The organism is Bradyrhizobium jicamae, from assembly GCF_001440395.1.
GTDB classification, from domain to species: Bacteria; Pseudomonadota; Alphaproteobacteria; order Rhizobiales; family Xanthobacteraceae; genus Bradyrhizobium; species Bradyrhizobium jicamae.
Window position 1 is genome coordinate 3,583 of record NZ_LLXZ01000214.1, and the last position, 240, is coordinate 3,822.

A 240-nucleotide genomic window follows, 5' to 3' on the forward strand; every position below is an offset into this window, starting at 1 on the left:
TCATTGGTCAGTGTCCTTGTCCTGATGCGTCCTCATCCATCATCGCGCAGGGGTCACCTGCGCTCGGAGAACTCGATGATGTCTTGAGGGACTGCGCGCTTGGCTGCGCCAGCGACCTGGAGCTGGACCTTGATCGTGCGCAGGATTTCACGCGACTGAGCGGCGATGGCATCGGCCCTGTTCGGCAAGATGTTCTCGTGCTTCAGGTCGGTCAGCGTCTCCCAAAGGATGTCCTTCAGG

1 protein-coding gene is annotated in these 240 nt (G+C 60.0%); it reads right to left on the reverse strand.

Annotated features, from left to right (window positions below; all coding sequences use genetic code 11):
* Positions 1-53 precede the first annotated feature (53 nt).
* Positions 54-240, reverse strand: a 187-nt coding sequence (locus CQ12_RS37010; protein WP_057840177.1) for a hypothetical protein, incomplete at its 5' end; no start/stop codon positions are given.